Here is a 5,804-nt window from a genome sequence, read left to right on the forward strand (position 1 = left end):
TTAGTATCTCCAACTTTTAGTTGCATTTTTGTAAATTTGAATATCTTTTTTTTGATTTTATTGCGTGTATTATTTGTAGTTAAAGTAATAAATCTAGCTAGTAAGTGTCTTTAAATAAAACGCAGTTATTAACCGTTAGCCTAAGGCAAAGCCACCAAATATAAATATCGGCATCGTTTGGAGATTCGCCGACTAGTCCGTGACATATTTTATTTCTGTAGTTTAGCCCCATCGGCTCCGTTAGTAGAAATTTTAGCTCTTCCGTCAAATCTCTCCCGAGCAATTCATATATTTTTGGTTCTTACAAAAGCGAGTTTATGCTTTTTCCGATTCTACGCCGTGTTCATCGATAGTAGTCGTAGGAATTTTTTCTTATTGTAGCAAAATTCTCGTCAAATGCTCTATTTGAGGTATCAGCAAATGACTTGAAACCAAAAAATCTCTGTCAAAACCGTAATATAAACCTTGCGCCCAGATATCTGCCCTGCCAGCCGGAACCGTGCTAGAATTTCTGCAAATATCATAAATGAAGCGTATAGGCACTCTATGTTCCTCTAAAATTTGCCAAAATGCGGGCAGTATACTGCCGTCTACCGCCAACTTGACGTGTATATAGTATTCCTGGTACATTTCATGTTTTAATCGATCATCTTTTGTCGTTATTTGCGATGGTTTCCTTCCGTCGGTATCTACGTAAATTTGAGTAATAAAATTTGAAAGTAGAGACTTCTTTAAAAGGCTCTCGGATGACTTTTTGATATCTTCATATAGCGGATTTGCTGTGATATTAGCTAGGCATAATATCGCTTCAGTTAGTTGCTTGCCTTTTACTGCTAGCTTTGCATTATTTTGATAGCGTGAAATATCAATCTTATCGGTAGCAATTAAGCTCATTTCACTTCCGATATCTTGATTATTTTGCTCTATCAGCTCGCGTATCTCGTCTATTTTTTGATCGATTCCTAGCCTATTTCTATCTTTTTTGGGAACGCTTCTAAGCTCTTTTAGCGCTTGCTCTAGATCTATTTTTGACGATATAGCGCCATTTCCTTTTGCTTTTTCTATTAAGATATTAGCTATTTTAAGTGCAGTTTCGGCTATTTTATGGCTATTTTCGAGCTTCCTATACCATTTTTGCGACTCTTGGTAATAGTCTATTGCTGCAATAAATTCTTCCTCTTTGGCAAAGGTATCGGCAAAATTTTCTAATTTTTCAGCTACGCTTGATTGCAGTTTTTTGTCTAGCTTAGCGATATCTAATAAATACGACATCCTTAAGCAGTAGTATTTATCGGCCGGTTCTGCCTTATTAAAACATTCTAAAATTTTATTCGATATTTCGGTGTACTCATTTTTTGTGATTTTGGATAGTCGAGATAGCCTGATAGCCCTTTCAAACGCATCTATCTTAAATTGATTTAGCGAGCTTGGCTCTAGAGATATTTTCGAGTACTCATTTGCGGCGATCTCTAAAAATTTAGTATTTTTGGGACTTTTTAAAATCCATAAAATATCGGCTATCCTTGATTTTAGTCTGCAATCGGTTATTTCATCCAAAATACTCTCGAAAAATTCCAAATCTTGCTCGGTAAAATCATCCAATATTGCCGGTCTGCCATTGCCCCAGATGCACCCGGCTTCGTACGGCTCGTTTAGGCTTCCGGGTTTTAAAGTCATAGAGCAAGCATTTCTTAATAAATAAAATACCTTGCTCGCTTTTAAATTTCCATTTCTAAAATTTTCCTTGCACAAGTCCGCAAATTTAAAACTGTAATCGTCAAAATATTTTGCGTCTTTGAGTATTTCGTTCAAGTTTATACCCAAAAAATTATCTTTAGTTATCGTTGTTTGCTGTATTTTTTCGATCAAATTTTATCCTTTTTAGACTAATTTTTTTACTCCGTCGTTGCAAATTTGAGCAATCTCGGCTGTGCGATGCGCTCGTAGTCCTTCGTATTTAAAATGATAGAATGATCTAGCAAGCCTGCATTAAAGGCGAGCTCGGCATAGCGCGTAAATAGGCTCGGATCAGCGATCAGCTCCAGTTCCTCGTGAAAGCTAAACGGCGGAACGCTACCAAAAACGCAGTCGGTGAGTCGCATGACCTCATCGGGGCTAGCTAGGCTTGCTCTAGTGCCGCCCAGTGCCTGTGCGATGAGCTGTAAATCGGCTCTGTAATCCGCCGGCAGCACAGCCAAAACATATCGTTTGGCGCCGCCGCCTTTTACGACGCAAACGAGCGCCTTTGCCCCCTGCCCTAGCTCTGTGCCGCGCGCTACGGCGACCTCGGCCGAGGTTTTGGCGCTCGCGTGAGATACGGTGCGAAAGTCTGCATTTTGCGAGCTTAGCAGCTCTTTTAGCTTCTCAAAAATTTGCTTGGACATCGTTATTCCTTTATTTAAAATTTAGTTTAAATTATACAGCAAATTTTAAAACCGCCCTGCTCTTTTTTGAAAATTTAACAAGATAAACGCGTCTAAATTTGAGCCCGTCTTAAACCGCCTAAATTTAAATATTTTTTGGCTATCATTTTGTAAATTTGCCTTAAAATGAACGTAAAGAAAAAGAGCAAATTTGCAAAGGAAAAATCATGCAGATCGATAAAATCCAAATCGAAGCAGGCTGGAAAGAGGCGCTAAAAGAGGAGTTTTTGAGCGAAAATTTCGCTCGCGTAAAGGAAAATTTCTTGCGCGCAAAGGCTGCCGGCGAGGTCTATCCGCCAAATGCGCTGATATTTAACGCCTTTAATCTCACGCCGTTTAACGCCGTCAAGGTCGTGATCCTGGGCCAAGACCCGTACCACGGCGCGGGGCAGGCGATGGGGCTAAGCTTCGCTGTACCGCGCGGCGTCAAAATCCCGCCGAGCCTCGCCAACATCTACAAAGAAATCCGCGACGATTTGGGCGTAACGGAGCCAAACTCGGGCGATCTGAGCTACTGGGCGAAGCAGGGCGTGCTGCTGCTAAATGCGACGCTAAGCGTTAGTGCAGGGCAGGCTAACTCGCACTCGAATTTCGGCTGGCAGGAGTTTACGGACGCTGCGATCAGGAAGCTTAGCGATCGCGCCCAGAACGTCGTTTTCATGCTATGGGGCAATCCGGCTAAGGCCAAAATCCCTCTCATCGACGCTAACAAACACCTTGTACTAACGGCGGCTCATCCAAGTCCGTTAGCGCGCGGCGCATTTTTTGGTTGTAGACACTTTTCAAAGGCGAATTTATATCTCGCCGAACACGGTAAAGCGCCGATAGATTGGGATTTAAACAACACGGTTTAGGATGGTTTGATTTTGCTACGATAAAGCGCATTTTGCGATTTTAGCTAAATAAGCTACGTCAAATTTGCAATAAAAAGCTCGTCAAACTAGCTCTGGCGGGTTTAAAATTTACTTGTAGAACCTTTTTGCTTTACTCGGCATAAGTGGTTCAAATTTTCTATAAAACAGGCCTACTTTTGCGCTTTCTCTGCCCTCATCTCGTCTAGCATAGATTTTATCTTGGCCGATTCGCGCTCGCAAAATTTCTCGTCGCCGCTTTGCATGATTAGCGCCGCTTGGCCATCCTGCGCTTTTTGTAGCTCGTCAAATTTAAGCTCAAAGAGCCTAAAGGCCTGCGGATCGTCTTTTAGCTGCTTAGATTTTGTTTCGTAAAGCTCGTTTAGGTAAATTTTGCTTTGCTTCACGTACTCCTCGCACGCGTTTTGAGCGCCTAAAGCCAGTGCGCCCAGAGCGCAAAATATTAATATTTTTCTCATCGCCGTCCTTTAAAATTTGGGAAATTATACACTTTTTTAGGATTTAAATTTTATAATTTTCAAAAATTTAAAGGTGGAAAATGAGACGAAAAGATAGAGAACTAACCGCGCAGGAGGGGCTTGAGATCATTGATGTGTGCGAATACGGCACGATCTCTTGCATTGGTGAGGCGGGCGAGATTTTTAGCGTGCCAATCTCGGTCGTACGCGAGGGTGAGAGTGTATTTTTGCACGGCGCTCCTGCGGGTTCTAAGGCAAAGCTACTAAAAGACGGCAAGAGCGTGACGCTAGTTTGCGTGAGCTATGCGCGGGTGCCGGTTTTGACGGACGAGCAGCTAGACGCAATCAAGGACGACGGTAAGGCGCTTGGCGCGAAAGTTTTTACGACCGAGTACAAATCCGCCGTCGCTATAACCAAGGCCTACGCCGTGACGGACGAGGCGGCAAGGCTGCACGCGCTACGGCTGCTTAGCGAAAAATACACGCCAAACTACATGCGAACCTTTGACGTCGCGGCGGCTCACGGGCTAAAGGCGATGAATATCTACGAGCTAAAGATCGCGAGCATAACGGCGAAGGCGAAGATTATTCGGGATTAAATTTGCGCTTTGGGGCGGCAAATTTGATAAATATATAAAATTTGGATAGTAACTAAGAATTTGAAAAAACAAAAAATCCCTCCAAGCGGAGGGATAAAAATTATTTAGGTAGCGTAGCTATAACTTGTTTCATTTGTTCAAGGGCAGGTTTGCAAGCGGCCTCTTGTGAGTCTTGCGGAAGCTGAGCGAACTGGGCTTTTTGATCTTCGTAAGTAGATTTCATAGCCGCCATTTGCGGGTTGTCTTTAGTTTTTTCAACGAACTCGTCGACTAGCTTAAAGTACTCTTCGCAAGAAGGCGAAAGCTCAACCGTGGCAGCGGCATTTGCGCCCATAACGCCCAGTGCGGCAACTACTAACAATGACTTTTTCATATATTCTCCTTAGATGAAATAGGCGAGCATTATATCCTTTTTCTTTCCTTTTTTAGTAAATCAAATTTAAAAATCTCGTTAAAAATAAAAGTTAATTTAAATAAAAAATAGATAAAATTATACCTATTATCAATTTCTTAATATAAAGGGGATGTCATGGGTAAATTTAGCATTATAGCGGCTGCGGTTTTACTGAGTGCAGCCTCGGCTCTCGCACAGACGGGAGGAGTGGATAGCAAATTTAAGCGAGCCGACAGCAATGCTACGGGATCTGTAAAGCTAGATATGGTTTCCGTCACGGCAAACAGGAGTGAAACAGACGTCGCTAAATACGCGGGTCAAGTTAGCGTCCTAAATCAAAACGATCTAGTTAAATCGCCGTCCGTCATCGACGCTATCGGCTCGGTGCCAGGCGTCATGCTCGGCAACGACCACGGCAGACAAGTCGGCCAATACTACAACATCCGCGGCTTTGGTTATCAAAGTGAAGCGCGCGTCATCATCGAACAAGACGGTATCAAGCGCTCGCCTTCGCTTTTTTCTAATCAAATTTCAACCTTTCGCGTGGATAACGACTTGCTAAAACGCGTCGAGGTCGTAAAGGGCGCTAGCTCCGTGCTACACGGCAGCGGCGCGGTCGGCGGTATAGTTAGTATGAAAACTAAAGACGTGAGCGACTTTATAAACCCCGGCAGCGACTACGGCGTCACGATCGGCCACCGCCAGGAGAGCAATCACATGAACTCGAATCGAGCCGCCGTCGCAGCTAAACCTACGGAAAATTTCGGTATTTTACTCTATGGCAAGCATGCGGACTTCGGCAAGATAAAGATGGCTAGAGACGGCAAGCGCTCGGGCGTGAAATACGCGGAAAACGACGAGCAGCTAAATACCGTCTTTGCCAAAACCGAGTGGGCGATAACCGACGAGCATGCTTTGGAGGCTAGCGTATTTAACTACCACGAAAAATTCTCCTCCTCGCCTTGGCAGTCGCTTTTCTGGAGCGAGGATGCGGAGCTGCCTACCTCTGGACGGCTAAAACAGCGAGACTATAGCGTGATATACAAGTACACTCCGCT

Annotated in this window: 8 protein-coding genes; 3 read left to right on the top strand and 5 right to left on the bottom strand. The window is 43.7% G+C overall.

Annotated elements, in window-relative coordinates:
• Nucleotides 1–97: 97 nt before the first annotated feature.
• The 3 genes from Q0338_RS10060 to Q0338_RS10070 form a co-directional block, all read right to left on the bottom strand.
• A complete protein-coding gene (locus Q0338_RS10060) occupies nt 98–292 on the bottom strand; it encodes a DUF4209 domain-containing protein (RefSeq protein ID WP_298086611.1) in 195 nt (64 codons plus the stop codon).
• Nucleotides 293–372: 80 nt separating this feature from the next.
• Nucleotides 373–1,869, bottom strand: coding sequence for a hypothetical protein (locus Q0338_RS10065; protein WP_298086604.1), 1,497 nt, complete (start codon nt 1,867–1,869; stop codon nt 373–375).
• Nucleotides 1,870–1,895: 26 nt separating this feature from the next.
• Nucleotides 1,896–2,384 carry a YbaK/prolyl-tRNA synthetase associated domain-containing protein gene (locus Q0338_RS10070; RefSeq protein WP_298086605.1) on the bottom strand — a complete coding sequence of 163 codons (489 nt, stop codon included), beginning with the start codon at nt 2,382–2,384 and terminating at the stop codon, nt 1,896–1,898.
• 206 nt (nt 2,385–2,590) lie between these two features.
• Between Q0338_RS10070 and ung the strand changes: the two genes are divergently transcribed.
• On the top strand, nt 2,591–3,277 hold the full coding sequence (gene ung, locus Q0338_RS10075) for a uracil-DNA glycosylase (protein ID WP_298086606.1): 687 nt from the start codon (nt 2,591–2,593) through the stop codon (nt 3,275–3,277).
• A 170-nt stretch (nt 3,278–3,447) separates the two neighbouring features.
• On the opposite strand, the gene Q0338_RS10080 is transcribed toward ung, so the two are convergent.
• On the bottom strand, nt 3,448–3,753 hold the full coding sequence (locus tag Q0338_RS10080) for a hypothetical protein (protein ID WP_298086607.1): 306 nt from the start codon (nt 3,751–3,753) through the stop codon (nt 3,448–3,450).
• Between the two features lie 80 nt (nt 3,754–3,833).
• Between Q0338_RS10080 and Q0338_RS10085 the strand changes: the two genes are divergently transcribed.
• Complete coding sequence (locus tag Q0338_RS10085) at nt 3,834–4,352, top strand: pyridoxamine 5'-phosphate oxidase family protein (RefSeq protein WP_298086608.1); 519 nt, start codon at nt 3,834–3,836, stop codon at nt 4,350–4,352.
• Between the two features lie 100 nt (nt 4,353–4,452).
• Here Q0338_RS10085 and Q0338_RS10090 read toward each other — a convergent pair whose 3' ends face one another.
• Entirely contained in the window at nt 4,453–4,725 is a 273-nt protein-coding gene (locus Q0338_RS10090; RefSeq protein WP_298086609.1) for a DUF5339 family protein, read from the bottom strand.
• 156 nt (nt 4,726–4,881) lie between these two features.
• On the opposite strand from Q0338_RS10090, the gene Q0338_RS10095 reads away from it, so the two are divergent.
• On the top strand, nt 4,882–5,804 hold a 923-nt coding region (locus Q0338_RS10095; RefSeq protein ID WP_298086610.1), incomplete at its 3' end, for a TonB-dependent receptor plug domain-containing protein.

Source organism: uncultured Campylobacter sp., from assembly GCF_938018145.1.
Classification (GTDB): domain Bacteria; phylum Campylobacterota; class Campylobacteria; order Campylobacterales; family Campylobacteraceae; genus Campylobacter_A.